Here is a 26673-nt window from a genome sequence, read left to right as displayed (position 1 = left end):
GTGCCATGCCGGTGCACACCAGCGCTACGCGCCGCCGATCAGTGCCCTCAACGCCGCGCAGTGCTGCTCGTACGCTCGCTGCCCGGCCGGAGCTATCCGATAGGTGGTACTACCCCCACGGCCACGACCGGTTTTTGTCGAGCTGACATAGCCAGCCGCTTCCAGTGTGGACATCTGCTTTGACAGATCCGACTCGCTGATCTGCAGGTGGTCCTTCAGAAACCGAAACGAGACCGAGGAGGCGTTGGCCAGGACGGCCATGGCCGCCAGACGCTTGGGCACGTGGATGATCGGGTCCAGTCCATCGATCATCGAAGGCGTGCCCGGGTCGTGGCGGCAGCTACGGCGTAACGGCGCTCGTAGACCGCCAGGCCAACCGTCACGAGGACGAACGCCGCCCCGGCGGCAGCCGGGACGCCGACCAGCCACCAGACGAGCCCGACGAGGAGAATGACCCCCGCCAGGCCAGCCAGGTATCCACGCCACACTCCGGCGATCTCGACGGGCGGCGTTCCCTTGCCCGGCATCGGGAGCGCGCCGTGCCGACGCTGCATCCAGACAACGAACAGGGCCTCGACGGCGATCAGGGCGGCGAGCGACGCCAGGAACAGGGCCGCGTTCTCGCGCCACCAGGTGAACGTGCCGATCATGGCAGCGGCCCAGGCGCCGACGGAAGGCGCGTACCACCACGGGGTGGGCGGATAGCTGACGTAGGGCGCGGCGGCACCGCGCTCGGCCGCCTTGAGCTGTTCCTCCAGATCAATACTTTCCACGTCGGAAAGCTTAATGACCACTTTCCACACGTGCAAGTGATAGGCCCAACGCTGGCCGGTGCGGACGCCCGAGCCATCAGCCCCAGAAGATGCCGGTGGGGTCACGGCCGATCTCGTCGAACAGGATGCTGACGTCGACGGACGGCCGGGCAGGGGCTTAGCGGTGAAACCGCACATCCCGGTCCCGGTAGTCCAGGGCCTAGGCGCCGGTGGTCTTCGTGTATCGCAGCCGTGCGATGGGGAAACTCGTCCACTCCGGGCCAGTGTTCGCACCCCACGGCCGCCGCCGCTCGACGATCGTGAGATGCCGGGGACCGCCCTCGCATTCCACCCGCACCTGGTCTCGTGCCGCTTCCGGCACGCGCTCGTCGCACCAGCTCAGGCGATCGCGCCCGCCCGACGGGTCGCGAGGATGGCCAAGGTTTCGCGGCGTACCGCGTCGGCCTCGTGAACCAGCCGGCGGTGGGCGAAGCGGACCACCAGGATCCCGATGGTCGCCAACAGCGCGTCGCGCCGCAGGTCAATCTCCCGCTGGCGTGGGTCGCCGTGCGTGGTGGCGCCGTCGAGCTCGATGTTGACCTGCTCACACTCGGCGAGCATATCGAGGTACATGGTGCGCCGCCCAACGCGTATCGGGACCTGCCGGCGGAACGCCGGCATCCCCGGGCCGGTGAAGACGTGCTCGTGCCCCCAGATCTCCAGCGGGCTGCGGCAGCCGCCGGCGAGCCTGGTCAGCAGCGTTCGGAGCGCCGCCCGGCCGATCAACTTCGGCACATTTCCCAGGGCGATGGCTAGCCGCTCGGGCTTGGTCAGCCGATCGTTGACCGCTCGGATCACCGGTGCCCGCCGCTCGGTTGGCGGCAACGTCGGCCATGAGTCGACGAGGGCCTGCTCAACGCGGGTCACCATCAGCCCTCGCCGGGCCACCACTTGTGGCGGTTCGAGGATGAGGCCCTGGCGTCGGTGCACCACCACACCGGGTCGGGTGCGCAGGCCGGAGCCCGCCGGTGCGCTCAGATGCACCAGCTCGCCGACCGCCTGCTGGCGCAGCCCCCATGCGCTGAGCGTGCTGAGGTGACTGAGTGCGCCGCAACCCTCGGCCCAGGCGAGAGCCGCGCGCTCACCCAGAGCAGGGTCGAGTCGACTCAGGGCAGGGGTGCCGGGCCGAGCAGCAACCAGGTGCGCCGCTACGAACACCTCGGGCAGCACCCGCACCAGATCGCCGCTACGGCAAGCCTGCTGCAACGCCCACCGCGGCAACACCTGCCTGGCAGCCTCACGGGTCACCAGCCCCGCGCCAAGCGCTACCAACTCCCGCAGCACCGGATTCACGCCACCGACCGTGTCGCCCCACCCCACTCCCCCGCAACCCCCTCCACCTCGCCCCTGTGCACACCCACCAACCTGTGGACAGCGCCCACCGCCGCTCGATTTCTGCTAGCCGGACCGATCGGTGGCAGGTCAGCAGGGCAGGCGTCGGCGTGTCGAGTTGCTCAGCTGCCAACGATCACGAAAGCAGCTCAGCTTGGGACGTCGCGGTGGCGGAAGGCTGCGACGCCGACGGCTAGCAGCGCCGCCGCCACGCCGGCGAGCACCACCAGCGGCAGCACCGCCAGGTCGACCGCGGGCACGGACGGCACATGGGTGTACGGCGAGAGGTTGAGCGCGGCCTGCGGCAGCTCCAGCACCGCGCCGAGTTGCCCGAGGAGCAGGAAGACCAGCAGCGCCGTCCAGGAGAGCACCACCGACCGGCGGGGCAGCAGGCCGAAGAGCGCGGTCACCACTCCGGCCACCACGAGCAGAGCCGGCAGCCGCAGTAGTGCGGCCCCTCCCAACTCGATGGCCGCGCCGAGCGGGTCGCCGGTGACCAGGCCGTAGCCGATCCCGGTGGTCAGGCCGGCGAGCAACAGCAGGGCGACCGCGCCGAGCGCCGCGGCGAGCACCTGGGTGCCGAGCCATCGGGTACGGCTCACCGCGGTGGCGAGGGCGGCCTCCAGCACCCCGTCGGCTTCGTCGCCGCGTACCCGCAGCATGGCCTGCACCACGTACGCCCCGATCGTCAACGCGAACAGCCCGAGCATCGCGGCCAGATACGCGTCGACCAGGTCGGTGCCACCGCCCATCGCGTTGATCGCCTCGGCGGCGGCCGGATTCTGGTCGATCATCGCGTTGAACTCGTCGGCGGCGACGCCCATCGAGAGGCCGAGCACGGCCACCCCGACCGCCCAGCCGAGCAGCGTGCCGCGCTGCATCCGCCAGGCCAGCCCGGCAGGGCTGAGCAGCCGCGCCGCAGCGGTCGCCGGCCCGCGCCGAGGGGCGACCAGCCCGGCGCCCTGGTCCCGTCGCTCCGCGAGGGCGTACGCCAGCGCCACCCCGGCGAGCAGCAGTACGACGGGCAGGGCGAGCACCCACCAACGTTCTCCGGCGAAGGCCCGCACCTGGTTGCCCCAGCCGAGCGGCGAGAGCCAGGACGGCCAGGCACTCTCCACCCGGGTGCCGTCGGCGCCGGAGTCGCCGAGCACGTCGCCGGCGGCACGCAGCACGAAGGAGAGCCCGACGACGGCAGCGGCGAGCGCGTTGGCGCCCCGGGAGGTGACCGAGAGTTGCGCGGTGACCGCGGCGACGCCGGTGAAGGCCACCCCGACCCCGCCGACCGCGCCGGCCGCCGCGACGGAGCCGGCCAGCGGCAGGCCGGCGCCGGCCAGAGCGAGCGTGAGCAGGGCCGCGGCCAGCACGTTCGCCGAGACGACGACCAGCAGCGCGGCGGTGAGCGGCGCGTACCGGCCGACCACGGAAGCGCCGAGCAGCTCCGCCCGGCCGGTCTCCTCGTTCTGCCGGGTGTGCCGGGCCACCGTGAAGGTGCTCAGCAGGGCGACGATCAGGGCCAACGTCACGTACGTCTCCGCGACCACCACGGCGCCGAGGTCGGCGCCGGCGATGGGGCCGTTGAAGGCTCGGGCGACCAGGCTGGACGCCGAGGTGGCGGCGTAGCCGTGGCGGGCCGCCTCGTCCGGGTAGACACCGGCGACGCTGCCGGCGAGGGCGTAGCCCAGCAGGGGCGTGCCGAGGACCCAGATCGCGAGGCGGACCCGGTCGCGGCGCAGCACGAGACGGGCCAGCTGGCGGGTGCCGGTGAGGGCGGTCATCGGGCACCGGCCTGCGGGGCTTCGGCCGGTTGGTGATCGTCGGCGGCGGGTTGCTCCTCGCCGTAGTGGCGCAGGAACAGCTGCTCCAGGGTGGGTGGGGTGCTGGTCAGCGCGCGGACGCCGAAGCGGATGAGCTGGCCGAGCAACTCGTCGAAGTGCGCCGGGTCGACCTCCAGGTGGGTACGCCCGTCGACCTCGTGCACGCCGTGCACGCCGGGCAGCGCGTCCAGGCCGGTCACCGGCCGGGCCGTCTCGACGATCACCGTCGTGCGGGTGAGGTGGCGCAGCTCGGCAAGGCTGCCGGACTCGACGGTACGACCCTCGCGGATGATGCTGACCCGGTCGCAGAGCGCCTCGACCTCGGCGAGCACGTGGCTGGAGAGCAGCACGGTGGCACCGGCCTGCTTGATCCGCCGGATCTCGTCCTGGAACACCGCCTCCATCAGGGGGTCGAGGCCGGAGGTCGGCTCGTCGAGCACGTACAACTCCACGTTGGAGGAGAAGGCGGCGACGATGGCGACCTTCTGCCGGTTGCCCTTGGAGTACGTGCGGCACGCGCGGGTCGGGTCCAGGTCGAAGCGCTGCAGCAACTCGTCACGGCGACGCCGGTCGAGGCCGCCGCGCAGGTCACCCAGGAGATCGATCGCCTCCCCGCCGGAGAGGTTCGGCCAGAGGCTGACGTCGCCCGGCACGTACGCCAGGCGGCGATGCAGGCGCACCGCGTCGCGCCACGGGTCGGCGCCGAGCACCCGCGCGTCGCCGGAGTCGCGGCGGAGCAGCCCGAGCAGGATCCGGATGGTGGTGGACTTCCCGGCTCCGTTGGGCCCGAGGAAGCCGTGCACCTCCCCCGGCTCGACCCGCAGGTCGAGCCCGTCGAGTGCCCGGATGCCGCCGAACGTCTTGACCAGGTTGCCGATCGAAATGACGGGCATCGCCCCTCCTGCCATTGGATGCGTCGACCGTCCTCACTGTACTGACCGTCGGTCAGTCGAATCAACGGTGAGGTCTGCCACCGGTCAGGGCCGGCTAGGCTGGCCGGCATGACCGCCGATCCCGCGGACGACACCCGCACCCGGATCCTGCGCGCCGCGCTCGACCTCTTCGCGGAGCACGGCTACCAGCGCACCTCGCTGCGCCAGATCGGCGAGCGGCTGCGGCTGACCAAGGCTGCGATCCTGTACCACTTCCCGGCCAAGGAGCACCTGCTCGCAGCACTGGTCGAGCCGCTGGTGGCCGACCTGGAGGCGCTGCTCGACGCCGCGCAGGGGCAGCCGACCGAGCAGGCCCGGTGGACGGTTCTGGAGGGCTGGGTGGACACCATGCTCGCCCACCGCCGGCCGCTCGGCATGCTCTTCCACGACATCGCGCTGGTCGGCCGGGGCGACACGTACCACCGCCTGATGGGGATCGCGATGCGGGCCAACGACCTCATCGCCGGGCCGGACGCTGGACGCCGCGAACGGGTCCGGGCGGTCCAGGCGGTCGCCGCGTGCAGTGACCCGATCGTCTTCTTCACCGACGTGCCGGACGAGGTGCTGCGCGCCGACATGCTCGACGGCGTACGCCGCCTGCTGGCCATGCCGCCCGCACCCCCGGACGCCGCACCCCTGGTAGCGGCAGCACCGGGCGCCGGGGCGACTCCCCGCCGACGGCAACCGGGGCGGCCGCGGGCACTGGGCCGGGAGCAGGTCGAGGCGGCTCGGCGGATGCACGCGGCGGGAACGCATTCGGTGAACGCCATCGCCACCACTCTGGGTGTCTCGCGGGCCACCGTCTACCGACACCTGGACGACAGTAATGAGACGGTTTAGCGACTGTTCCGAGACGGTTGTGAACCGCCTCCCGATCGGTCAGGCCGCCAGGGTGGCGTAGCGGCCGTTGTGGTGCAGCAGGCTGTCGTGGGTGCCGGCCTCGACGATCCGGCCGTGGTCGAGCACCGCGATCTGGTCGGCGTCGCGGACGGTGGAGAGCCGGTGCGCGATGGTGATCGTGGTACGCCCCTCGGCGAGCACGTCGAACGCCCGCTGCACGGCCCGTTCGGTCTCGGTGTCCAGCGCGCTGGTGGCCTCGTCGAGGACCAGGATGCGCGGGTCGCGCAGCAGCGTGCGGGCGATGGCCAGCCGCTGCTTCTCGCCACCGGAGAACCGGTGACCGCGCGAGCCGACCACGGTGTCGTACGCGTCGGGGAGGCCGGCGATCAGGTCGTGGATCTGTGCGGCGCGGGCGGCGTCCTCGATCTCCACGTCGGTGGCGTCCGGCCGGGCGTAGCGCAGGTTCTCCCGAACGGTGGTGTGCAGCAGGTAGGTCTCCTGGCTGACCACGCCGACGATCGCGGCCAGGTCGGCCAGTCGCAGGTCCCGCAGGTCGACGCCGTCGACGGTGACCCGGCCGGCGGTCGGGTCGTGCAGGCGGCTGACCAGCCCGGCGAGGGTGCTCTTGCCGGAACCGGTCTCGCCGACCAGGGCGAGGCTGGTGCCGGCGGGCACGTCCAGGGTGATCCCGGCGAGCGCGGCGGTGTCGCTGCCCGGGTAGCCGAAGGTGACGTCCTCCAGGCGCAGGTGCCCGCGTACCCGGGTGGGGTCGAGGCGGACCGGTTCGGTGGGGTCGGCCACGTCGACCGGCAGGTCCAGGTATTCGAAGATCCGGGCGAACAGCGCCAGCGAGGCGGTCAGTGAGACGCCCACGTTGAGGAGCCCCATCAGCGGCCGGAACAGGCCGCCCTGCAGGGCGGTGAAGGCGACCAGGGTGCCGATGCTCAGCGTGCCGGCGGTGCCGGGCAGGCCGGCGGCGAGGTAGATGACCGCCGGTACGGCGGCGAAGATGATGCTCATCGAGGCCATCCGCCAGCGGCCGGCCAGCTCGCTGCGCAGCTCCAGGTCGACCAGGCGGGCCGACGAGGCGGTGAAGCGGTCGATCAGCGCGGGCCCGGTGCCGAGGGTCTTGGCCAGTTGCACGCCGCTGATCGACAGCCCCTCCTCGACGGTGACGTTGAGGTCGGCGAGTTCGCGCTGGCGCTGGGCGGTGATCTCCCGGCGCATCCGGGCGACCCGGCGGGTCAGCCAGATCGCCGGCGGCAGCACCACCAGCGAGACCAGGGAGAGCTGCCAGGAGAGTGCGACCATCGCGACCGCGGTGGCGATCACGGTGGTGAGGTTGGACGCGACGGCGGTGGCGGTGGAGGTGACCACCGACTGCATGCCACCGATGTCGTTGGTGATCCGGGACTGCACCTCGCCGGTGCGGGTCCGGGTGAAGAAGCCCAGCGACTGCCGCTGGAGGTGGCTGAAGACGTCGGTGCGCAGCCGGTGCATGACCTGTTGCCCGACCTGGGTGGAGATCCAGGTCTGGACGACGCCGAGGGCGGCGGTCACGGCGGCCACCGCGACCATGCCGAGGACCAGCCAGACCAGCAGGGTCACGTCGCCCTGCGGCAGTGCCCGGTCGATGACGGCACGCAGCAGGAACGGGGTGGCCATCGCGATGATCGAGGAGGCCACGATGATCGCGGTGACGGTGGCCAGCGCGGGCCGGTGGGCGGTGAACAGCCGGCCGATGCGGCGCAACGACACCTGGCGGGCCTGCGCCTTCTCGTCGGCGCTGACGGTGCGGTGGCCGCGGTCGCGGCCGGTGGGGGTGGGTTCCAAGGGGGAACTGCCTCTCGTCGGGTACATTGCTGAGGTTACCTCATCATGAGGGAACAACGGCATCCCCTGCTACCGTATTCCCCGTGACGGAGCGCACGGCGGACGGCGACGACGAGAGCCTGGCGGAGACCTTCTGGGCGGTGGCCGGGCGGCTGCGCCGACAGGCGCGGGAGTCGTTGGCGCCGTGGGACGTCACACCCAGCCAGTCCCGGGCGCTCGGGGTGCTGGCCCGGCACGGTGAGCTGCGCCCCGGCGGCATCGCCGAGCACCTGCGCATCGCGCCCCGCTCGGCCACCGAGGTCATCGACGACCTCCAGGCCCGTGGGCTCGTCGAACGCCGACCCGACCCGGCCGACCGGCGGGCGACCCTGGTCGCGCTCACCGACGAGGGCAACCGGGTCAGCGCAGCCATCCGGGCCGCGCGCCGGGCCGAGGCGGATCGCTTCTTCGGCCACCTGGACGACGCCGACCGCGCCCAGTTCGCCCGCATCCTGCGTACCCTGCTCGGCTGAGCACGGCAGGCGCCTCGGCGGTGACGGGGTTTGCCCACCCCGCGCCCGGGTAGCCAGCGGCCCCGTCCGGTCGACGGGACCGGCCCCGACCGGCCGGGCGACGCGACAGGAGGATGGCCGTGCCGCTGGTGTCCCACCTGACCCATCGCCCCGCCTGATGTGCGGGATCAGCGGGGAGGCACGGTTCGACGGTCGGCAGCCCGACGCCGCGGCGGTCACCCGGATGACCGAGGCGATGCGTTCGCGCGGCCCGGACGGCGAGGGGCTGTTCACCGACGGCTGGGTGACCCTGGGGCATCGCCGGCTGACCATCATCGACCTGTCCGACGCGGGCGGACAGCCGATGGTCCGCGACGACCTGGGCTTGGCGCTGGTCTTCAACGGCTGCATCTACAACTACCCGGAGCTGCGCGAGGAGCTGCGGAACGCCGGGTACGCGTTCCACTCCACCAGCGACACCGAGGTGATCCTGGTGGCGTACGCGCACTGGGGTGAACGCTTCGTCGACCACCTGGTGGGCATGTTCGCGATCGGGCTGGTCGACCGTGCCCGGCGGCGGCTGGTGCTGGCCCGCGACCGGCTCGGCATCAAACCGCTGTACCTCGCCGAGACCCCCGGCCGGCTCCGGTTCGCCTCCACCCTGCCCGCGCTGCTGCGCGCCGGCGACGTGGACACCAGCGTCGACCCGGTGGCGCTGCACCACTACCTGTCGTGGCACTCCATCGTGCCCGGGCCGCGGACCGTGCTGCGCGGCGTCCGCAAGCTGCCACCGGCCACCCTGCGGGTCATCGAGGCGGACGGGCGCGGCCGGGAGGAGGTGTACTGGCGTCCGGACTACGTCCGGGAACCGGCCGACGCCGGGATGGACACCGCCGACTGGCGGGCCGCCATCGGAGACGCGCTGCGCACGGCGGTACGCCGGCGGCTGGTCGCCGACGTGCCGGTCGGGGTGCTGCTCTCCGGAGGGCTGGACTCCAGCCTCATCGTGGCGCTGCTCGCCGAGGCCGGCCAGCAGCACCTGCGGACGTTCAGCATCGGCTTCGACAGCCGCGGCGACGAGTCCGGCGACGAGTTCCACTACTCCGACCTGGTGGCCCGCGCGTACGACACCGACCACCACCGGATCCGGCTGGCCGACGACGACCTGGTGCCCGCCCTGCGACGCGCCGTCCTGGCGATGGCCGAGCCGATGGGCAGCCACGACGTGGTCGCCTTCCACCTGCTGTCCGAGCAGGTGGCCCGGCACGTGAAGGTGGCACAGTCCGGGCAGGGCGCCGACGAGGTGTTCGCCGGCTACGGCTACCACCAGCCGCTCGTCGAGGCGCCCCGGCACGGCGCGGCCGAGACGTTCGCCGCCGCGTTCTTCGACCGCGACCACGACGAGCTGCGCCAGATCGTCGGCCCGGCGTACGTGCTGGACCACGACGCCAGCCGCGACCTGCTCGCCGGGTACCTCGCCGCGCCCGGGGCACAGAGCGCGCTGGACGCGGTGCTGCGCCTGGACACCCACCTGATGCTGCCCGACGACCCGGTCAAGCGGGTGGACAACATGAGCATGGCGTGGGGCCTTGAGGTGCGGACGCCGTTCCTCGACCAGGACCTGGTCACCCTGGCCGCGCACTGCCCGCCCGAGCACAAGGTGGCCCAGGGCGGCAAGGGCGTGCTGAAGGAGGTCGCCCGGGAGGTCCTGCCGGCCGAGGTGATCGACCGGCCCAAGGGCTACTTTCCGGTGCCGGCGCTGCGCAACGTGGACGGGCCGGTGCGCGAGCTGGTGGCCGAGGCGTTGCAGGCGCCGGCCGCGCGCGAGCGGGGCCTGTTCCGGTCGGAGTACGTGGCGCGTCTGCTCGCCGAGCCGGACCGGGCCGAGGCGGCGGCCGGCAGCAACAAGCTGTGGCAGCTCGGCCTCCTGGAACTCTGGCTCCAGTCGCACGACATCCGCTGAGCCGGGGGTCGGGTCAGCCGGCGGAGGTGCGGGCGGCCAGGTCATCGATGACCGCCCGCAGGTCTCCGGTGCGCTCCAGCACCCGCCGCTGCCGGGTCGCGCCGGTGCCCTCGCGGCGCAGCCGGGCCAGCTGCCCCAGCACATAGCCCAGATCCCCGTGCCGCAGCAGGGCCGGGGCAATCATCGTCATCAGCTCGTCGACCAGCACCCAGGCCGGCCTGGTCCCACCGGCGCGCAGGTCGATCAGCTCACCGTCGAGGCCGTCGTGGGCGGCCCGCCAGTGCGCCGCGGCGACCAGGCAGTCGCGGGTACGGGGGGCGGGCACACCGCCGCGTACGTCGTCGGCGAGGGCGGCGACCAGTGCCCGGACCAGCGCGGCGACCAGCACGGCGTCGTCCACTTCCGGGCAGACGTCGCCCACCCGCACCTCCACTGTCGGGTACGCCGACGACGGCCGGGCGTACCAGTAGACCATCGCGGCGTCGAGCATGATGCCGGCGGCGATCAACTCGTCGACGGTCCGGTCGTAGTCGGCGAGCGAGTCGAAGTACGGCGTCGGGCCGATGCTGGGCCAGCGCTCCAGTTGCATCGACCGCCAGCTGGCGTGGCCGGTGTCGTGCCCGTCGTGCAGCGGCGAGTTGGTGGTGATCGCCTGCACCACCGGCAGCCACACCCGCAGGTGGTTGCAGACCTGCACGGCCAGTTCGCGATCGGACAGCCCGACGTGCACGTGGCAGCCGCAGACGGCCGGGTCGTGCGCCACCGGCCCGTACCGGCGCGACATCGCGTGGTAGCGCGCTTTGTCGGGCACCGTCCGGTGCGGCTCGGCCACCGGGGTGGCCCCGACCGCCACCAGCCGGGCACCCGCCGCCGCGGCCGCCTCGACGGCGGATCGGCGCAGTGCCACCAGGTGCGCGCGCAGATCGGTGAGGTCGGCACAGACCGGGGTGACCATCTCGACCATGCTGTGCCGGAACTCCTGCCGGCTCTGCTCCCGGGCCGAGCCGCGCAGCGCGGCCAGCACCTGGTCGGCCACCGGCAGGTTCCGCCCGCTGTCCGGGTCGAGCAGCAGGAACTCCTCCTCCACGCCGAGCGTGAGGGCGCTCAGGTCGGGCACGGTTGCGGCGGCCGCCGGACGGTACGTCATGGCGCCCTCCATCTGCTCCTGCGGCCGGGGCTCGACGCCCCGGCCGGCGGGTGCCTCGGTTTCCCGGCCCGCCCCGCCGGCAAACGCACGGTCAGCCCGGTGACACGGCCGCCGCACGCCCGGCGAGGAAGGCCCGCTCGGCCGCGTTGTCCGTCAGCGCGGCGGCCGTCCGGTACTCGGCGGCGGCCTCCCCGCCCCGGTCGAGCCGGGCGAGCAGGTCCGCACGGACCGCGTACCGCACGTGGTAGCCGTCCAGGTCGAGGCGGTCCACCTCGGCCAGCGCCACCGCCGGTCCGGCCACCTCGGCGAGCGCGACCGCCCGGTTCAGCGCCACCACCGGGCCGGGAGCGACCGCCGACAACTGGTCGTACAACTGGAGGATCTGGCCCCAGTCGGTGTCGGCGGCGCGCGAAGCGGCACTGTGCACGGCGGCGATCGCGGCCTGGATCTGGTACGGCCCCGGCCGGTCGCGGCGCAGACAGCGGCGGACCAGCGCCTGCCCCTCGGCGACCAGCGCGGCGTCCCAGCGGCCCCGATCCTGTCGGGGCAGTGGCACCAGCTCGCCGGCGGCGGTGGTCCGCGCGTCCCGGCGGGATTCGGTGAGCAGCATCAGCGCGAGCAGGCCGAGTGCCTCCGGCTCGTCCGACATCAGCTCGGCCAGCAGCCGGGCCAACCGGATCGCCTCGGCGCACAGCTCCGCGCGGACCAGTCGCCGCCCGGCGCTGGCCGTGTACCCCTCGTTGAAGATCAGGTACAGCACCGCGAGCACGGCGTGCAGCCGGTCGGGCAGGTCGGCGTCGCGTGGCACCCGGTACGGGATCCGGGCGTTGCGGATCTTCGACTTGGCCCGGACCAGCCGCTGCGCCATGGTCGGCTCGGGCACCAGGAATGCGCGGGCGATCTCGGCGGTGCTCAGGCCGCCGAGCAGGCGCAGGGTGAGCGCGACCCGGGAGGCCGGTGCGAGTGCCGGGTGGCAGCAGGTGAAGATCAGACGTAGCCGGTCATCGCGCACCGGTCCCTCCTCGGCGGGTACGTCGGCCGCGTACAACAGGGCCGCCTGGGCGTGCCGGTCGGCCCGGGACGCCTCCCGGCGCAGCCGGTCGATGGCCTGGTTCCGAGCGGTGGTGATGATCCAGCCGGCGGGGCTGGGCGGCGGACCGGTCTGCGACCACCGCCGTACCGCGATGGTGAAGGCCTCCTGGACGGCCTCCTCGGCGAGGTCGATGTCGCCGAGGAGGCGGACCAGGACGGCGACCGCGCGGCCGTACTCCGCGCGGAACACCGCCTCCACGTTCTGCACGGTCAGTCCCCGGCTCCACCCTGGAACGGGCGTACCTCGATCGGCAGCGTGGTGGCCAGCGCGTAGCGGCGGCCCCAGTCCAGGGCGGCGTCCAGGTCGGGCACGTCGATGATGGTGATGCCGCCCAGGTGCTCCTTGCCCTCGACGAACGGCCCGTCGGTGACCAGCACCTCGCCGTCGCGGGGGCGCAGCACGGTGGCGGTCTCCGGGCCGTGCAGGCCCTGCCCGAAGACCCACGACCCGGCCCCCACCAACTCGTCGTGCAGCTCGCCGAGCTGACGCATCACCCCGGCCAGGAACTCCGGGTCCGGCGGCAGCTCACCCTGGGGCTGGTGGATGCTGAGCAGGTACAGCGTCATCGTTCCTCCTTGCGGGGGCGGCCGGCCCGTCGCCGACCCCTCATCCTCCACACGAACGCCCCTCGCCCGGATCGACATACCGCTGGAAAAGATTCGGCCGGATTCCCGCCGGCGCGACGGCGCGGTGTCGGCGGGGGTGCGGCGCGACCGGGCCGGCCCGGTCTCGGCGGGACCGGGCCGGCTCGGCCCACGGTGCGACCCGCACGGCCCGGTCGACGGCGCGACCGGGCCGGTCGGGTGCCCCGGTCAGGGGTAGGTGGTCAGGTACACCTGCTGGTTGGCCGCGTTGGCGGTGCCGCCGGTGTTGTTGATCACCCGGTTGATGGTGCCGACGCCACCGAGCGAGACGGTGACCATGTTGGTGAACCGCACGTTCGGGTTGGTGGGCGCCTCGATGGCCCGGTCGGCGATGACCGCCGGGTTCACGTTGAAGTAGCAGTAGCTGCCCATCCCCCACGCCTGGTGGCTGGTGACGGAGTCGGCCACCTTGTACGCGGCGTACCCCCGGGTCGCGCCGTTCATCCAGGCGCCCTGGTTGGGCGGGTCGTACGGCATCTCGTTCTGGTAGAAGTACGTCCGCCCGCCGTTGCCGTTCCAGACCGTCTGGTACTTCTGGTAGTGCTCGACGAAGAGGCCGTACATGGTGACGTTGTCGCCGTTGACGGTGAGCCCGGTGTCGGCGGTGTTCAACGTCCACCCGGTGGGTACGCCGCTGGCCGCGTGGTCGGCCCGCCACAGCCACATGTGGTCACCGATCACGTTGTCACTGTTGACGGTCAGCGTGTTGGTGGCCCTGCCGACGTGCGGTCCACCGATCCGGAAGAACACGTCGTGCAACGAGGTCGGGTTCGCGGCGTGGCTCGCCGCCGAGCCCGTCGGCCCGACCTCCATCAGCACCGGCGAGTTCGTCGTGCCGGCCTCGAACATGATGCCGGCCACCTTCACACCGTCCACGTCGGCCACCCGCATCCCGACGCTGCCGTTGTCGGCCTGGATGGTGGCCAGGCCGAGGCCGAGGATCACCGTGTCGGCCCGGTTGACCTGGATCGGCTCGGTGACGTGGTGCACACCCGGCGTGAAGAGCAGGTGCTTGCCCTGGGCCAGGGCCGCGTTGATGGTGGCCGCGCTGGTGCCGGGCTGGACGATGAAGAACTGCGACAGTGAGATGGACGAGCCGGCCGGGGTCTTGCCGTACCAGCTGGTGCCGGTGGAGTTGTTCCGCAGTGCCGGCACGAAGACCCGGTACTCGCCGGTGCCGTCGACGTACAGGAACGGCTTCTCCCGTACCTGCGGGGTCTGCGGGATGACGGTGTGCGACGGGTTGGGGAAGCTCGGCGGTGGTGCGCCGGTGACGCCCTGGAAGACCATGTTCCACACCGAGCCGGTCCAGCCGTTGCCGAACTCGCTGTTGCGCGAGTACCACTGCTGCTGCGAGCCGGAGACGACCAGGCCGTCGACGCGGGTGTCGGCCATCAGGCCGCCACTGGACCAGCCGTCGCCGCCGTTCCAGAGCTGGATCTGGTTCTGCGCGCCGCGCAGGTGCATCCGCCGGTACGGCGCGGCCTGGGACACCGCCCAACGCTCGACGCTCACCCCGGCCGGCAGGGTGACCGAGAGGTTCTCCGCCGCGCGCCAGAAGTTCTGGGTGGCGTTGCCGCCGAACCAGGCCGCCTCCACCCGGACGTGCCCGTTGAGGTTGACGTCGTCGGGGCTCATGCCGAGGCCGGCGACCTGGGTGAAGAAACCGAGGTTGACGTCGGCGGTGTAGGTGCCGGGCTTGAAGAGCACCGCGTAGCGCTGCGGGCCGAACTGGTTGGTCTCCTGCTGGGTGAAGAGCGTGTTCAGTCGACTCTGGATGGTGGCGGTCGGGGTGCTCGGGTCGAAGACGAAGGTGTTCGGACCGAGGTTCGGGTTGCGCGGGTCGGTCGGGTCGACCGGCGGCTCGCTGGTCCCACCGGTCGTGTTCACGGCCAGCTCCCACAGCGAGTAGCCGTAGGTGGTGCCCCGGGCGGTGCCGTACATCCGCAGGTAGCGACCGCTGCCGGTGACGGCGAGGGTCTGCGTGCCGCCGGCGCCGGTGGTGGTCGAGTAGATGGTGGTCCAGGTGTTGCCGTCAGCCGAGGTCTGGAGCTGGAAGGCCCGGGCGTACGCGGCCTCCCAGGTGAGCACCACCCGGCAGATCGACTGCGTGCTGCCGAGGTCGACGCGCAGCCACTGGGGATCGCTGGCGGCGCTGGCCCAGCGGGTGCCGGCGTTGCCGTCGACCGCGCCGGACGCGGGGGTGCCGGCGTTCTCGGTGGACGAGGCGGTAACCGGGCGACCCTGCGCGGCGTTGGTGCTGCCGCAGGTGGGCGTGCTGCCGCCGGTCTCGCCGTAGACCTGGAACTCCCAGAGCGAGTAGCCGTAGCCGGTACCCCGGGCGGTGCCGTACATCCGCACGTACCGGCCGGCGCCGGTGACGGCGAGGGTCTGCGTGCCGCCGGCGCCGGTGGTGGTCGAGTAGATGGTGGTCCAGGTGGCCCCGTCGTCGGAGGTCTGGAGCTGGAAGGCGCGGGCGTAGGCACCCTCCCACTGCAGGGTCACCTGGCTGAGGGTGGCCCGGGCACCCAGGTCGACCTGGAGCCACTGGGGGTCGCTGAACGCGCTGGCCCAGCGGGTGCCGGTGTTGCCGTCGACGGCGGCGGCGGCCGGGGTGCCGGCGTTCTCGGTGGACGAGGCGGTGGCCGGGCGGCCCTGCGACAGCAGGGTGGGGGCGGCCTGCGCCGGTGTCGGGACGCCGGCCGGGGTGAGCGCCGCGACCAGGGCCACGGTGAGCCCGAGGAGCAGGTGTCGGACGGCACGCCGGGGACGCGGGCGTGCGGATGTAGCGCGAGATGTCATGACATCGCCTGTCGATAGGGGGTTACGGACGACGCGCGGGTGGGATCGGGCTCGCCCGTGGTGCCGTGGGTGGTGCCGCCGATGCGACGCCGCGGGGCGGAGAGCGCTCTCGTAGGAGTGTTGCGGCGCGATTGCGACGGCGTCAAGACATCGATCTATAACACTGTTATTTATCCCGAAGGTTTGTTGTGGGCGAATTGCCCCTCAGCGGCGTACGCCACCCTCGGTGAGGAACCGGGCAATCGGCAGCGTGGCGGCACCCAACGCCACGGCGTCCACCCCGAGCCGGCACAGCTCGATCGACGCCTGCTCGTACGGCTGGCGCAGCGCCTGCCGGCCGGCGGCCTCCCGGACGGCCGGCAGCAGGTCGCCCAGCGCCATCGCCGCCCAACCGCCGAGCACCACCCGCTCCGGGTTGAACAGGTTGATCAGGTTGGCCACCCCGGCGCCGAGGTAGCCAGCGGTTTCATCCAGCACCCGTCGGGCGGTGGCCGAGGTCGCGGCGGCGTCGACCAGGGCGGCGAGCTGGGACTCCTCATCCTCGCCCGGCACTGGCCGGCCCCGGCGTGCCTCCCGGTAGCGGTCGATGATCGCCTCCGCGCCCACGTACGCCTCCAGGCAGCCGCGCGCGCCGCACCGGCAGGCCCGGCCGCCGTACACCAGGGTGGTGTGCCCCCACTCCCCCGCGCTGCTGGACGCGCCCCGGTAGGTGGCGCCGTTGGTCACCACCGCCGCGCCGACACCGGAGCCGACCAGCGCGAAGACCGCGTGCCGCGCACCCCGGCCGGCGCCGAACCACATCTCCGCCTGGCCGAGGGTCTTCGCGCCGTTGTCGATGTGCAGCGGCAGGTCGGTGCCGGCGCCGATCAGGCGCTCCAGCGGCACCCGGTCCCAGCCCAGGGCCTGGGCGTGCACCACGGCCTGGGTGCCCTGCTCGACCACCCCGGAGACGCCGATCCCGACGCCGAGCACGTCGCTGGTGGCGACCTGGGCCTGGCCGGTCACCGCGTCGATGCCGGCCAGCACGTGCCCGGCCACCACGTCGGGCTCGGTGCGCGCCGGGTCGAGCGGGTACTCGACGCTGGCCAGCAGGGTCATCGCGAAGTCGAACAGCTCGACCCGGACCCGGGTCTCGCCCACGTCCACCCCGACGACGAAGGCGAACCGGGGTGCGACCCGCAGCAGCATGCTGGGTCGGCCCCCGTCGGACTCGGCGGCGCCGGCCTCGGCGACCAGCCCCTCGTCGATCAGGTCGGCCACCACGTTGCTCACCGCCGGCTGGCTCAGCCCGGTGCTGCGCACCAGGTCCTGCCGGGTGAGCGGGGCGTCGAGGAAGAGCTTCGTCAGCAGGGCAGACCTGTTGCGCAGCCGGACGCTCCGGTTGGTGGCTCGCGCCAGCTCCACTCGGCACCTCGATCCCGTCGGTCGTTCGAGCGACTGTAACCGGCCCGTGCTTGACGACCCACTGGACAGCAACTTTAATGACGACATTCATTAAGCCGTGATGTAACTCCCGGGAAACGCCACCGGACCCCGGCGGCGCACCCCGAAATCCCGTCCGCAGCCGGCCGTCCGTCGCCCACCCCTATCGACGACGGAGGTCGGCGGACCCCCACCACGTACCGGAAGGGCTGACCGTGTCGAGACGACACCTCGGGATATTCACCGCCGCCGTACTGGCCGCGGCCTCGCTGACCGCCTGCGGCGGCTCCGGCGACGACTCCGCCGGATCGGGCAAGACCCTCACCTACTGGGCCAGCAACCAGGGCGCCAGCCTGGAGGCCGACAAGACGATCCTCCAGCCGGAGCTGGACAAGTTCGAGAAGCAGAGCGGCATCAAGGTCAACGTCGAGGTGGTCCCCTGGTCGGACCTGCTCAACCGGCTGCTCGCCGCCGCCGCCTCCGGCAAGGGCCCGGACGTGGTGAACATCGGCAACACCTGGTCGGCCTCGTTGCAGGCCACCGGCGCCCTGGTCGAGTTCGACGACGCCACCCTGCAGGCCGTCGGCGGCAAGGACCGCATCGTGCCCGCCGCGCTCGCCGCCGCCGGCGCCCCCGGCAAGCCGCCAGCCGCCGTGCCGCTCTACAGCATGGCCTACAGCCTGTACTACAACAAGAAGTCGTTCGCCGACGCCGGCATCACCGCACCGCCGACCACCTGGGAGCAGCTTGCCGAGTACGGCAAGAAGCTCAGCACTGGTGGCAAGTGGGGCCTGGCGATCGAGGGGGCCAACCCGTCGGAGAACGCCCACCACGCCTTCACCTTCAGCCAGCAGTACGGCGGCGAGTGGTTCGACTCGGCCGGCAAGCCGACCTTCGACACCCCGCAGAACGTCTCGGCGATCAAGCGCTACATCGACTTCATGGCCGCCGACAAGATCACCAACCCGAGCAACGCCGAGTACGCGCAGAACCAGTCGGTCTCCGACTTCGCCAACGGCAAGGCCGCCATGCTGCTCTGGCAGTCCGCCGGCTCGAACCTGAAGACGCAGAACATGCCCGCCGACGCGTACGGGGTGGCCCCGGTGCCGTTCCTGGCCAGCCCGCCGGCCGGCGGCAAGAAGGTCAACAGCATGGTCGCCGGTATCAACATGGCGGTCTTCAAGCACACCAAGAACCGTGACGGCGCGCTGAGCTTCGTGAAGTTCATGACCAGCGACGAGGAGCAGACGATCCTCAACCGCACGTACGGGTCGCTGCCGGCGGTGAAGACCGCGGGCTCCGACCCGGCGTTCACCGCCGTGGAGCAGAAGACGATCCAGGAGACCCTGGTCACCACCGCGGCCCCGCTGCCGCAGGTGCCCGAGGAGAGCACCTTCGAGACCCTGGTCGGCACCGCGATGAAGGAGCTGTTCGCCGACGCGGCCAGCGGCAAGCCGGTCACCGAGGAATCGGTGAAGGCCAAGCTGACCGACGCGCAGCAGAAGATGCGCTGACCGAGGCGTCGCCGGTGGCCGTGGTCGGGTGCTGAGCCCGGCCACGGCCACCGCCTCCGAGAGGACCCCGATGGCAACCAGCACCACCGCGCCGGACGCCGACCAGCGCGAACCCCGGGCCGGGTCGCCCGCCCGGGGGCCGGCCCGCCGGCCCCGCGGCCCCCGCCGCTCGCTCCTGCCGTACCTGCTGCTCGCCCCGGCCGTCGTGCTGGAACTCGCCATCCACGTGATCCCGATGGTGGTCGGGGTCTGGATGAGCCTGCTGGAGCTGACCCAGTTCCACATCCGCAACTGGTCCACCGCGCCCTTCATCGGGCTGGAGAACTACCGGGCGACGCTCGATGTGAACAGCGCCGCCGGCAAGGAACTGCTGCACTCGTTCTGGGTCACGCTGGTCTACAGCCTGCTCTCGGTCGGGTTCGCCTGGCTGCTCGGCATCTCGGCGGCGGTGGTGCTGCAACGGCCGTTCCGGGGACGGGCCATCCTGCGGGCGCTGTTCCTCACCCCGTACGCGCTGCCGGTCTACACCGCCGTGATCACCTGGAGCTTCCTGCTGCAGCGCGACACCGGCCTGGTCAACCACGTACTGGTCGACCAGCTCGGGCTCCTCGACGACCGGCCGTTCTGGTTGATCGGCGACAACAGCTTCTGGTCGCTGCTCGTGGTGTCGGTCTGGCGCAACTGGCCGTTCGCGTTCCTCTGCCTGATGGCCGGCCTGCAGAACGTCCCCGGCGAGCTGTACGAGGCCGCCGCCATCGACGGCGCCGGGTTCTGGCGCCGGCTGCGCTCGGTCACCCTGCCCATGCTGCGGCCGGTGAACCTGGTGCTGCTGCTGGTGCTGTTCCTCTGGACCTTCAACGACTTCAACACCCCGTACGTGCTGTTCGGCGGCTCCGCGCCGGAACAGGCCGACCTGATCTCCATCCACATCTACCGCAGCTCCTTCAAGACCTGGGACTTCGGGTCCGGCTCGGCGATGTCGGTGGCGCTGCTGCTGTTCCTGCTGGTCGTCTCGGCCGCGTACCTGCTGATCACCAACCGCCGGAGGGACGACCATGCGTGAGACCGCCGGTGAGCGCTGGGGTCGGCGCATCGTGCTGACCCTGCTCACCCTCTTCGTCGTCATCCCGCTCTATGTGATGGTCACCTCCGCGGCGAAGCCGCTGCAGGACGTGCAGAACGGCTTCACCTGGTGGCCCAGCCGGCCCACCCTGCAACCGTTCATCGACATGTGGAGCACCGTGCCGCTGGCCCGCTACCTGGTGAACAGCCTGGTGGTGTCGAGCATCGCGGCGATCTGCTCGGTGGCGGTGGCGATCTTCGCCGCGTTCGCGGTCAGCCGGTACCGGTTCCGCGGCCGGGGAGTCTTCTCGGTGACGGTGCTGTCCACCCAGATGTTCCCCGGCATCCTGTTCCTGCTGCCGCTCTTCCTCATCTACGTCAACCTGGGCAACGCCACCGGCATCGAGCTGTACGCCAGCCGCACTGGCCTGATCATCACCTACCTGACCTTCTCGCTGCCGTTCTCGATCTGGATGCTGGTCGGCTACTTCGACTCGATCCCCCGCGGGCTGGACGAGGCGGCGCAGGTCGACGGGGCCGGGCCGCTGCGCATCCTGTTCCAGGTCATCCTCCCGGCCGCCGTGCCGGGCGTGGTCGCGGTCACCGTGTACGCGTTCATGACCGCCTGGGGTGAGGTGCTCTTCGCCTCGGTGATGACCGATGAGGGCAGCCGCACGCTGGCCGTCGGCCTGCAGGGCTACTCCACCCAGTTCAACGTCTACTGGAACCAGGTGATGGCCGCCTCGCTGGTGGTCAGCATTCCGGTCGTCGCCGGCTTCCTCGCCCTCCAGCGCTACTTCGTCGCCGGCCTCACCGCCGGCGCGGTCAAGTGAGTCATCCAACCCCAGAGGAGAACGTACCCGTGCCGGATTTGTCCAAGCTGCCGCCCGACTTTCTCTGGGGTGTCGCCACGGCGGCGTACCAGATCGAGGGGGCCGTCGACGTCGACGGCCGGGCGCCGTCCATCTGGGACACCTTCTCGGCGACCCCCGGCAACGTCGACAACGGCGACACCGGCGCGGTGGCCTGCGACCACTACCACCGGTGGCCGGAGGACCTGGCGCTGCTGCGCCGACTCGGCGTCGACGCGTACCGGTTCTCGGTGGCCTGGCCCCGGGTGATGCCCGACGGCGTCGGCGCGGTCAACCCCGCCGGGTTGGACTTCTACGACCGGCTGGTCGACACGCTGCTCGCCGACGGGATCCGGCCGTTCGTCACGCTCTACCACTGGGACCTGCCGCAGGCGCTGCAGGACCGGGGCGGCTGGCCGCAGCGCTCCACCGCCGAGGCGTTCGCCGACTACTCAGCGGTGGTCGCCGCCCGCCTCGGCGACCGGGTGACCGACTGGAACACCGTCAACGAGCCGCTCTGCGTGTCCTGGATCGGGCACCTGGAGGGGCGGATGGCCCCGGGCGAGCGGGACCTGACCCGCGCGGTGCACGCGTCACACCACGTGCTGCTCGGGCACGGCCTGGCCACCCAGGCGGTACGCGCCAACGCCGCCCGGCCGGCCTCGGTGGGGCTGGTGCTCAACCTCAGCCCGATCGAGCCGGCGACCGACCGGCCCGAGGACGTCGCGGCGGCCCGGCGCGCCGACGGGCACGTCAACCGCTGGTGGCTGGACCCGATCCACGGGCGGGGCTACCCCGCCGACATGATCGCCACGTACGGAGTCGAGCCGCCGGTGCGCGGCGACGATCTGGCGGTGATCGCCACACCCACCGACTTCCTCGGGGTGAACTACTACTTCCGCCAGGTGGTGGCCGACGACCCGACCGGGCCGCCGCCGTACGCCCGGCAACTGCCGGTGCCCGGCTCGGTGGAGACCGCGATGGGCTGGGAGATGTACCCAACGGGGCTGGAGCGACTGCTGGTCGAGGTGAACGAGGAGTACCGGCCGGGCCGGATCATCGTCACCGAGAGCGGCTCGGCATGGCCGGATGAGGTCACGGCCGAAGGCGCGGTGGAGGACAAGGAGCGCACCGACCACCTGGAGCAGCACCTGGCGGCGTGCGCGTCGGCGGTGGCCCAGGGCGTGCCGCTGGACGGCTACTTCGTCTGGTCGCTGCTGGACAACTTCGAGTGGGCGTACGGCTATGACAAGCGCTTCGGGTTGGTGCACGTGGACTACGCCACCCAGCGCCGGACGGTGAAGGCGAGCGGCCTGCGCTACGCCGAGCTGATCCGCGCCCACCAGCGCGTCGCCGGTGCGACCGGGACCGCCACACCGGCGGCCTGAACGGGGGTCGGCGAGGCTGGGCACCCTGGGCGCCGCGTCGAGCGGCGCCCAGGGCGTTCCGCGCTCAGTCCAGGAGCCGGCGGGACAGCGACGGCGGCAGCCGGCCGGCGAGCAGCCAGCCGGCGACCGCGGCGAGCAACGGCAGCCCACCGGCGGTCGCGACGAGGTGAACGACCGGCACGGCGCCGAGCGGGTCGAGGTCGCGGTGCAGGGCACCGGCCAGGGCCAGGTAGGCACCGGCCACGCCCAGTACGGCACCGAGCAGGGCGAGCGCTCCGGCGGTGGTGGCGGTGAGCGTCCGCCGGACCCGCCTCGGTGCCCCGGTCGCGGTCAGCGTCCGCAGGTCCGCTGCGGCCTCACCCCGGATGAGCCCGACGGTCGTCGCCAGCACGCCGAGCGCGAGCAGCACGCCAGCGCCGGTCGCGCCGGTCCGCAGCGCGGTCAGCGAGCTCTGCTCCCGACGGGACTCGATGGTGAGCCCGGCAGCGGCGGCCAGGTCCTGGGCCGTCGCCAACTGCGCGTCGGTGAGGGCCCGGTCGGCCGCGAGGAACCAGCCGACGCGGGCCGGTTGCCAGCCGTGTCGGCCGAGCGCGGAGGAGGTGATCAGCGAGTCGGGCAGCCCCGTGTAGCCGGACCGGGGAAGGGTGCGCACGATCGGACGCACGCCGCGGGCGGGAATGTTCATCAGCTCCAGCGCGCCGGTGCGAGTGCTGAGCACATCGGTGTCGGGCTCGACCGTCATCCCGGCCACGCCGTTCAGCCGGAGCAGCCCGGGGTTGACGACGTAGAGCGGATGGGAGGTCGTGGACTCGCCGGCCGCCGCCGGGGGGCCGATCTCGACGGCCGGGTGGCCGGTCGGTCCGCCCTCCCGACCCGGGTCGAGGTGTGCGGCCACCACCGCCATGTCCAGCGGAATGACGGTGGCCGCACCCACGGTGGTCGCGATGGTGTCCGTCCGGGCCTGGAGAGCGGCGATCTCGGCCGCCGTGCGCTCCGGGATGACCGGATCCGGTTGGCCGATCCGGATCAGCAGTTGGCTGGCCGCGAGGTTGCCCAGCCCGGCCGCCTCCTGGCTGCGGTACTCCGCCGCGGCGGAGCCCACGACGATCGCCGCCGACAGCCCCACCGCGAGGCTGATCGCGGCGAGTGCGGCCCCGGCCCGGACGCGGTACCGGGCCAGATCCGCCAGGGCCAGCCGGACCGCCACCGGCAGACCTCCCCGGGCCGCCGCCAGAACCGGGATGGCCAGCGGACCGACGAACAGCACGCCGAGCGCGACGCCGACGGCGCCCACCCCGATGAGCAGCGGGTTCGACCCGTCGGAGAGCACCAGCGCCGTGAGACCGGCAGCGAGCAGCACGGCCGCGGCCACGGCGGTCCGCCGCGCTGGCGGTGGGACCGGCGGCCGGGCCGACAGCGCGCTCATGATCGGGGTACGGGCGACCGCGCGGGCCGGCCACCAGGCGGCGGCGGTCGCCGTCGCGACGGCCAGCAGCATGCCCGCGCCGATGGTGAGCCAGGGCAGGTCGAACCGGCCGATGCGGTGCCCGGCGGCGGTCTCGACGAACCCTGCGGTGACCAGCCAGGCGGCCACCCCGACGGCGGTGCCGCAGACCGCGGCGACTGACCCAACCGCCGCGCCGTTGACCAGCAGCACCAGCCGCAGGTGTCGGCGGGTGGCGCCCATCGCCGCCAGCATGCCGAGCTGACGCAGCCGGCGTTGTGCCAGCACCACGAACCCGGCGGCGGCCACGAGAGACACCAGCAGCAGGCCGACGGTGGCCAGCGCCAGCGCGGCGATGGTGAGCGCGGTGCGCTCGGCCACCGGCCGGGACTCGCGCACCAGCGGACCGTCGATGGTCTGCCGGAACTCCTCCATGCGGTCGTGGTCGCCGGCCACCAGGACGGTCACCGACTGCGGTCGGTCGGCGTGCGCCGAGTCGGTGAGGGCGAACTCGTCGTGCAGGTCCGCCGGGTTCTCCACCACTCCGACGATCAGGCGGTCGGACTCACCGAGCTGGACCCGGGTGCCGAGCCCGGCGCGCAGGGCTCGCGCCACCCCTTCGGTCACTGCCACCTCGGCGGGCCCGGTCGGGTAGCGGCCCTGCCGCAGGGCGAGCATCGGCTCGCCGTACGCGCCGGCGGGGTCCTGGGCCCGGACGTCGACCGGGTCGAACAGCCCCGGCACCGGCACGTGCCGGTGCCCGATGACGTCGATCGTGCCGAACCACGCCCGAGCGGCGGTGACCCGGGCATCCAGCGCGGCCGGATCGTCGCCGGGGATCCGGATGAGCTGGTCGGCGCGACCGAACGTGGCGTCGCTCGACGCGGCCAGGTTCCAGGTCGCCGCCAGGCCGAAGGTGGTGCCGGTGACCGCGACGGTGAGCAGCGCGATGGCCAGCAGTTGCTGCCGCCACTCGCGGCGGAACAACCGTACCGCCCAGCGAATCACCGCGCGGCGAGCCGGAAGTCCGCCGCCAGCGGGCCGGGCGGTCCTCCGGCTGCGGCCCGGGTCGGCGGTCACGACGTCGGGTCCGGGGTGAGCAGGGCATCCGGGCCGGCCGACGGTGCGGTCTGGTCGACCACCCGCCCGTCCCGAATGAAGATCACTCGATCGGCCCAGGACGCGAGCTGGGCGTCGTGGGTGACCATCACTCCGGCGATGCCGCGCTTGCAGGCCGAGCGGAGCATCCGCAGGACGGCTTCGCCGTTGGCGGCGTCGAGGGCGCCGGTCGGCTCGTCGGCCAGCAGCAGCCGCCGGTCCCCCACCACGGCCCGGGCGATGGCGACCCGTTGGCGCTCACCGCCGGAGAGGTCGTCGGGAAAGTGGCCGGCGCGGTCGGTCAGCCCCAGCTCGTCGAGCACGTGCAGGGCGGCGGCGCGCGCCGGACGTACGGCCATGCCGTCCAGCTCCAGGGGCAGGGCCACGTTCTCGACGGCGGAGAGGCCGGCGAGCAGGTTCAGGTCCTGGAAGACGAAGCCGAGCGACCGGCGACGCAGCCGGGCGGTGGCGTCGGCGGACAGCGCGGAGAGGTCGGACCCGCACACCGTCACCTGACCGGCCGTCGGCTCCTCCAGGGTGCCCGCGATGGTCAGCAGGGTGCTCTTGCCCGAGCCACTGGGACCCATGACCGCGACCAGTTCACCGGCGACCACGTCCAGGTCGACCGCACGCAGGGCGTGTACGGCGGCGGCGCCGGCCCCGTACACCTTGGACACCTGTCGCAGGCTCAGCACGACGCTCATCGCCGGGCTCCTGCCGCGTCGTCCCGGGCTGGCCGCGTCAGGCGACTCTCCTGGTCGTCCGCGGCCAGCGACGGGTCCGTGGGAGGTGCGCTGGCGGCGGGCTGCGTCGGGTGGCTGCGCAGGCGGGCGTCCGCCGCGTCCAGCCAGCGGACGACCGCTTCCAGTCGGAACAGCTCGGCGTCGACGACGAGGCCGAGGCCGATGTCCTCCGGTGCCGCGTCGGCCTTGAGGTGGGTGTAGCGCTGCATCTCCTCGACGATCCGCCGCCGGTGGGTCTGCAGGATCTCGGCGACGTCCACCTGGGTCAGGCGCATCGCCACCTGCACCTTCATCACGAGCTCGTCGCGGGGTGGCGGCCCGGCCTGGGGTGGCGTCCGCAGCCAGCTGTGCAGCTCCCGTTCGCCGTCGGCGGTGAGCCGGTAGCGCTTCTGTGCGCCGTCGCGGCCGGCGTCGTCGGTCTCGACGTGGCCCTCGCGCTCCAGGCGTTGCAGCGTGGTGTAGACCTGCCCGACGTTGAGTGGCCAGACCTCGCCGGTGCGCGCCTCGAACTCCTGACGGAGCTGGAGACCGTACTTCGGCGCCTCGGTGAGCAGCGCCAGCATGGCATGACGGATGCTCACGAACCATCACCTACAGTTAGCATACTCGGTATAATACACAGTATTATCGAGTCGGCACTCCCCCGTCCGACCACCGTCCACAGTCGTCCTCCCGTTCGGACAAACCGCCGTCGGCGGATCGCGCCGACGGTTAGCCTTCCCGAATGGCCGCAGCAGCCGACGAGGTCGGGCAACCCGACGCCGGGCTACGGATGTCCGAGACGGACCGGCTGACCGCGTTCAGCGACGGCGTCTTCGCCATCGTCATCACGCTGCTGGTCATCGAGTTGCGGGTGCCGGAATACCACGAGGGTGAGTTGCTGACGGGGCTGCTCGACGAGGGAGCGTCCTACCTGGCCTTCGTGGTGTCCTTCATCTATATCGGGGTGCTCTGGCTCAACCACCACGCGCTGGTCCGGCTGATCCGCGGCACCACCCTCGCGCTGAGCTGGATCAACCTCGGCATTCTCTTCGGCGCGGTGATCATCCCGTTTCCCACCGCCGTGCTGGCGTCCGCGTTCACCCACGGTGACACCGCCGACCGCCGCGCCGCCGTCGCCCTGTACGCGCTGGCCGCTGCCCTGATGTCGGCCCCCTGGCTGGTGTTCTTCGGCTACCTGCGCCGCCACCCGGCGCTGCTCCAGCGCGAGGTCAGTCCGGAGTACGTGCGGACGCAGCGGCTGCGACCGGTCACCGGCCTGGTCCTCTATGGGCTCAGCGGCCTGCTCGGCTGGTTCGTCAACCCCCTGCTGGGCCTGATCGGCGTCATCGTCATGGTCATGTATCACGCGTTCACCAGCGAGGGGCTGCACCGGCGGCCGGCAACAGCACGGCGGTGATCGGCGGGTCCGGCACTCGGAGCACCTCCCGCACGCAGCTACATGGGTT

The 26673-nt window shown here is 72.3% G+C and carries 22 protein-coding genes; 8 read left to right on the top strand and 14 right to left on the bottom strand.

The window, feature by feature from the left end; genetic code table 11:
* Positions 1-24 precede the first annotated feature (24 nt).
* The 5 genes from OG990_RS09185 to OG990_RS09165 all read right to left on the bottom strand — a co-directional run bounded on the left by OG990_RS09185 (position 25) and on the right by OG990_RS09165 (position 4851).
* Complete coding sequence (locus OG990_RS09185) at positions 25-312, bottom strand: transcriptional regulator (protein WP_355607168.1); 288 nt, start codon at positions 310-312, stop codon at positions 25-27.
* Complete coding sequence (locus OG990_RS09180; protein WP_406079838.1) at positions 309-803, bottom strand: hypothetical protein; 495 nt, start codon at positions 801-803, stop codon at positions 309-311. Before OG990_RS09180 ends, OG990_RS09185 begins: the two co-directional genes overlap by 4 nt.
* A 348-nt stretch (positions 804-1151) precedes the next feature.
* Positions 1152-2105, bottom strand: a complete 954-nt coding sequence (locus OG990_RS09175; protein ID WP_406079836.1) for an endonuclease domain-containing protein — start codon at positions 2103-2105, stop codon at positions 1152-1154.
* A gap of 188 nt (positions 2106-2293) precedes the next feature.
* A complete protein-coding gene (locus OG990_RS09170; RefSeq protein ID WP_406079835.1) occupies positions 2294-3919 on the bottom strand; it encodes an ABC transporter permease in 1626 nt (541 codons plus the stop codon).
* Positions 3916-4851 (bottom strand): ABC transporter ATP-binding protein, encoded by a 936-nt coding sequence (locus OG990_RS09165; protein ID WP_328416211.1) that lies wholly within the window; start codon positions 4849-4851, stop codon positions 3916-3918. The genes OG990_RS09170 and OG990_RS09165 overlap by 4 nt, the downstream gene beginning before the upstream one ends.
* 108 nt (positions 4852-4959) lie before the next feature.
* Here OG990_RS09165 and OG990_RS09160 point away from each other — a divergent pair, with 108 nt between their 5' ends.
* Positions 4960-5730: a TetR family transcriptional regulator gene (locus OG990_RS09160; protein ID WP_406079834.1), complete on the top strand. Its 771-nt coding sequence runs from the start codon at positions 4960-4962 to the stop codon at positions 5728-5730.
* A 39-nt stretch (positions 5731-5769) separates the two neighbouring features.
* Here OG990_RS09160 and OG990_RS09155 read toward each other — a convergent pair whose 3' ends face one another.
* The gene (locus OG990_RS09155) at positions 5770-7590 is read right to left on the bottom strand and encodes an ABC transporter ATP-binding protein (protein WP_406079832.1); all 1821 of its coding nucleotides are present in this window, start codon (positions 7588-7590) and stop codon (positions 5770-5772) included.
* 56 nt (positions 7591-7646) lie between these two features.
* Here OG990_RS09155 and OG990_RS09150 point away from each other — a divergent pair, with 56 nt between their 5' ends.
* Together OG990_RS09150 and OG990_RS09145 are read left to right on the top strand one after the other, a co-directional pair.
* The gene (locus OG990_RS09150; protein WP_328416208.1) at positions 7647-8075 is read left to right on the top strand and encodes a MarR family winged helix-turn-helix transcriptional regulator; all 429 of its coding nucleotides are present in this window, start codon (positions 7647-7649) and stop codon (positions 8073-8075) included.
* A gap of 157 nt (positions 8076-8232) precedes the next feature.
* A complete protein-coding gene (locus tag OG990_RS09145; RefSeq protein ID WP_406079830.1) occupies positions 8233-10017 on the top strand; it encodes an N-acetylglutaminylglutamine amidotransferase in 1785 nt (594 codons plus the stop codon).
* A 13-nt stretch (positions 10018-10030) separates the two neighbouring features.
* On the opposite strand, the gene OG990_RS09140 is transcribed toward OG990_RS09145, so the two are convergent.
* The 5 genes from OG990_RS09140 to OG990_RS09120 all read right to left on the bottom strand — a co-directional run bounded on the left by OG990_RS09140 (position 10031) and on the right by OG990_RS09120 (position 17107).
* Complete coding sequence (locus tag OG990_RS09140) at positions 10031-11164, bottom strand: glutamate--cysteine ligase (RefSeq protein WP_406079829.1); 1134 nt, start codon at positions 11162-11164, stop codon at positions 10031-10033.
* Between the two features lie 91 nt (positions 11165-11255).
* Positions 11256-12464: an RNA polymerase sigma factor gene (locus OG990_RS09135; RefSeq protein ID WP_406079828.1), complete on the bottom strand. Its 1209-nt coding sequence runs from the start codon at positions 12462-12464 to the stop codon at positions 11256-11258.
* 2 nt (positions 12465-12466) lie between these two features.
* Positions 12467-12823 (bottom strand): YciI family protein, encoded by a 357-nt coding sequence (locus tag OG990_RS09130; protein WP_328416200.1) that lies wholly within the window; start codon positions 12821-12823, stop codon positions 12467-12469.
* Between the two features lie 246 nt (positions 12824-13069).
* Positions 13070-15703: a discoidin domain-containing protein gene (locus OG990_RS09125; protein WP_406079825.1), complete on the bottom strand. Its 2634-nt coding sequence runs from the start codon at positions 15701-15703 to the stop codon at positions 13070-13072.
* 204 nt (positions 15704-15907) lie between these two features.
* Positions 15908-17107 (bottom strand): ROK family protein, encoded by a 1200-nt coding sequence (locus tag OG990_RS09120; protein WP_406079824.1) that lies wholly within the window; start codon positions 17105-17107, stop codon positions 15908-15910.
* 233 nt (positions 17108-17340) lie between these two features.
* On the opposite strand from OG990_RS09120, the gene OG990_RS09115 reads away from it, so the two are divergent.
* From OG990_RS09115 to OG990_RS09100, 4 genes are all read left to right on the top strand, one after another.
* Positions 17341-18639, top strand: a complete 1299-nt coding sequence (locus tag OG990_RS09115; RefSeq protein ID WP_328416193.1) for a sugar ABC transporter substrate-binding protein — start codon at positions 17341-17343, stop codon at positions 18637-18639.
* Positions 18640-18709: 70 nt separating this feature from the next.
* Positions 18710-19702: a carbohydrate ABC transporter permease gene (locus tag OG990_RS09110; protein WP_406079822.1), complete on the top strand. Its 993-nt coding sequence runs from the start codon at positions 18710-18712 to the stop codon at positions 19700-19702.
* Positions 19695-20534, top strand: coding sequence for a carbohydrate ABC transporter permease (locus OG990_RS09105; RefSeq protein ID WP_328416190.1), 840 nt, complete (start codon positions 19695-19697; stop codon positions 20532-20534). The genes OG990_RS09110 and OG990_RS09105 overlap by 8 nt, the downstream gene beginning before the upstream one ends.
* A 29-nt stretch (positions 20535-20563) precedes the next feature.
* Positions 20564-21940, top strand: coding sequence for a GH1 family beta-glucosidase (locus tag OG990_RS09100; protein WP_406079821.1), 1377 nt, complete (start codon positions 20564-20566; stop codon positions 21938-21940).
* Between the two features lie 64 nt (positions 21941-22004).
* Here the strand turns inward: OG990_RS09100 and OG990_RS09095 are convergent, their stop codons facing one another.
* From OG990_RS09095 to OG990_RS09085, 3 genes are read right to left on the bottom strand one after another with little or no spacing between them, the layout of a single operon-like run.
* The gene (locus OG990_RS09095; protein ID WP_406079819.1) at positions 22005-24464 is read right to left on the bottom strand and encodes an FtsX-like permease family protein; all 2460 of its coding nucleotides are present in this window, start codon (positions 24462-24464) and stop codon (positions 22005-22007) included.
* A complete protein-coding gene (locus OG990_RS09090) occupies positions 24461-25186 on the bottom strand; it encodes an ABC transporter ATP-binding protein (RefSeq protein ID WP_328416184.1) in 726 nt (241 codons plus the stop codon). The genes OG990_RS09095 and OG990_RS09090 overlap by 4 nt, the downstream gene beginning before the upstream one ends.
* The gene (locus OG990_RS09085; protein WP_406079817.1) at positions 25183-25806 is read right to left on the bottom strand and encodes a PadR family transcriptional regulator; all 624 of its coding nucleotides are present in this window, start codon (positions 25804-25806) and stop codon (positions 25183-25185) included. Before OG990_RS09085 ends, OG990_RS09090 begins: the two co-directional genes overlap by 4 nt.
* Before the next feature lie 143 nt (positions 25807-25949).
* Between OG990_RS09085 and OG990_RS09080 the strand changes: the two genes are divergently transcribed.
* Positions 25950-26624: a TMEM175 family protein gene (locus tag OG990_RS09080; RefSeq protein WP_328416180.1), complete on the top strand. Its 675-nt coding sequence runs from the start codon at positions 25950-25952 to the stop codon at positions 26622-26624.
* Positions 26625-26673: the final 49 nt, after the last annotated feature.

The sequence above is a fragment of the Micromonospora sp. NBC_00858 genome (genome assembly GCF_045207365.1).
Classification (GTDB): domain Bacteria; phylum Actinomycetota; class Actinomycetes; order Mycobacteriales; family Micromonosporaceae; genus Micromonospora.
This window is presented reverse-complemented; position numbering and strand designations above follow the sequence as displayed.

What these genes read in the sequence shown, in the direction of transcription:
- OG990_RS09105 (WP_328416190.1), top strand. Translation starts at nt 19,695, where the DNA reads ATGCGTGAGACCGCCGGTGAGCGCTGGGGTCGGCGCATCGTGCTGACC.
- OG990_RS09140 (WP_406079829.1), bottom strand. Translation starts at nt 11,164, where the DNA reads ATGACGTACCGTCCGGCGGCCGCCGCAACCGTGCCCGACCTGAGCGCC.
- OG990_RS09145 (WP_406079830.1), top strand. Translation starts at nt 8,233, where the DNA reads ATGTGCGGGATCAGCGGGGAGGCACGGTTCGACGGTCGGCAGCCCGAC.
- OG990_RS09125 (WP_406079825.1), bottom strand. Translation starts at nt 15,703, where the DNA reads ATGACATCTCGCGCTACATCCGCACGCCCGCGTCCCCGGCGTGCCGTC.
- OG990_RS09160 (WP_406079834.1), top strand. Translation starts at nt 4,960, where the DNA reads ATGACCGCCGATCCCGCGGACGACACCCGCACCCGGATCCTGCGCGCC.
- OG990_RS09155 (WP_406079832.1), bottom strand. Translation starts at nt 7,590, where the DNA reads ATGTACCCGACGAGAGGCAGTTCCCCCTTGGAACCCACCCCCACCGGC.
- OG990_RS09110 (WP_406079822.1), top strand. Translation starts at nt 18,710, where the DNA reads ATGGCAACCAGCACCACCGCGCCGGACGCCGACCAGCGCGAACCCCGG.
- OG990_RS09185 (WP_355607168.1), bottom strand. Translation starts at nt 312, where the DNA reads ATGATCGATGGACTGGACCCGATCATCCACGTGCCCAAGCGTCTGGCG.
- OG990_RS09090 (WP_328416184.1), bottom strand. Translation starts at nt 25,186, where the DNA reads ATGAGCGTCGTGCTGAGCCTGCGACAGGTGTCCAAGGTGTACGGGGCC.
- OG990_RS09130 (WP_328416200.1), bottom strand. Translation starts at nt 12,823, where the DNA reads ATGACGCTGTACCTGCTCAGCATCCACCAGCCCCAGGGTGAGCTGCCG.
- OG990_RS09165 (WP_328416211.1), bottom strand. Translation starts at nt 4,851, where the DNA reads ATGCCCGTCATTTCGATCGGCAACCTGGTCAAGACGTTCGGCGGCATC.
- OG990_RS09080 (WP_328416180.1), top strand. Translation starts at nt 25,950, where the DNA reads ATGGCCGCAGCAGCCGACGAGGTCGGGCAACCCGACGCCGGGCTACGG.
- OG990_RS09170 (WP_406079835.1), bottom strand. Translation starts at nt 3,919, where the DNA reads ATGACCGCCCTCACCGGCACCCGCCAGCTGGCCCGTCTCGTGCTGCGC.